Source organism: Endozoicomonas sp. ONNA2, assembly GCF_024606365.1.
Taxonomy (GTDB): domain Bacteria; phylum Pseudomonadota; class Gammaproteobacteria; order Pseudomonadales; family Endozoicomonadaceae; genus Endozoicomonas.
In genome coordinates this window covers 1-1,298 of record NZ_JAHHPO010000447.1, presented here as the reverse complement: position 1 = coordinate 1,298, position 1,298 = coordinate 1, and the positions used below count along the sequence as shown (strand labels likewise).

Sequence of the window (1,298 nt, the reverse complement as noted above, 5' to 3'; positions counted from 1 at the left end):
GACCAATTTGCTGCCACCGCAGTAGGGCAGTCTATTCTCGGACAGCCTCCTGGCGGCGCCCTGGCAGAACATCTTTCAATTTATCCCTGATATTGCGCAGCGTTGCTTCCGTGGTTTCCCAGTCAATACAGGCGTCAGTTATTGAAACGCCGTATTGCAGATCGTCCAGATTGTCAGTCATTTTCTGATTGCCCCAGCCGATATTGCTTTCCGCCATCAGACCCACAATGGATTTATTGCCTTCAATGATCTGGTTGGCCACATTCTCCATAACCAGCGGTTGAAGGGCAGGATCCTTATTGGAGTTGGCATGGGAGCAGTCCACCATGATATTTGCCTTGATGCCGACTTTTTCAAGCACCTTTTCACACAGTGCAACGCTGACAGAATCATAGTTTGGTTTGCCATTACCACCACGCAGCACAACATGACCGTATGGGTTGCCCCTGGTATGGGTAACCGCGACCTGACCCTGACCGTTCAGGCCAAGAAAACGGTGTGGGCTGGAAACAGACTGCAGGGCATTAATCGCAACTTCTAATCCGCCATCGGTGCCATTTTTAAAGCCAACGGGAGAAGACAGGCCGCTGGCCATCTCGCGGTGCGTCTGTGACTCAGTGGTTCTTGCACCTATTGCCGACCAGGCAACCAGATCCTGAAGATACTGTGGCGAGATCGGGTCCAAAGCTTCCGTAGATGCAGGAATACCCATTTCGGCAATATCCATTAATAGCCGACGACCGATATGGAGACCTTCTTCAATTTTAAATGAGTCATTCAAATGGGGGTCATTGATCAAGCCTTTCCAGCCAACCGTGGTTCTTGGCTTTTCAAAATAGACACGCATCACCAGATACAATGTGTCCTGCAACTCTTCGCTGAGGGCTTTTAGCCGACGGGCATAATCTTTTGCCGCAGCAACATCGTGGATTGAGCAGGGGCCTATGACCACAAACAGGCGGTGGTCCTGGCCATCCAGAATATCCCTGATTACTGCACGGCTTTCAGACACCGTTTTTACTGCTGCTTCCGTCATCGGAATATTGGCCTTGAGACGCTCCGGACTCAACAAAACTTCCTGAGATTCAATATTAAGGTCTTCAATGGGTAAAACAGCCATTTGCGCGGTTCCGTTTTTTATCAAGACTTGTTTAAGATCTCGTGGTCAGTGGCCTGACGCCCCCTGATGCCAGATGAAAATATGGCACCTGTACTGACGGATTGTCACCTCGCCCTTTATAAAGCCCGGGAGGCTGTCCGAGAATAGACTGCCCTGCTGCGGCGACAGAAAATTGAGG

1 protein-coding gene is annotated in these 1,298 nt (G+C 50.4%); it reads right to left on the bottom strand.

Going from position 1 to position 1,298, the window contains the following annotated elements:
• Positions 1 to 31: 31 nt before the first annotated feature.
• Positions 32 to 1,120, bottom strand: coding sequence for a 3-deoxy-7-phosphoheptulonate synthase (locus KDK14_RS08055; RefSeq protein WP_257264573.1), 1,089 nt, complete (start codon positions 1,118 to 1,120; stop codon positions 32 to 34).
• Between the last annotated feature and the right edge of the window lie 178 nt (positions 1,121 to 1,298).

Excerpts from the sequence above, each read along its gene's own strand:
- KDK14_RS08055 (WP_257264573.1), bottom strand. The coding sequence starts at position 1,120 with ATGGCTGTTTTACCCATTGAAGACCTTAATATTGAATCTCAGGAAGTT.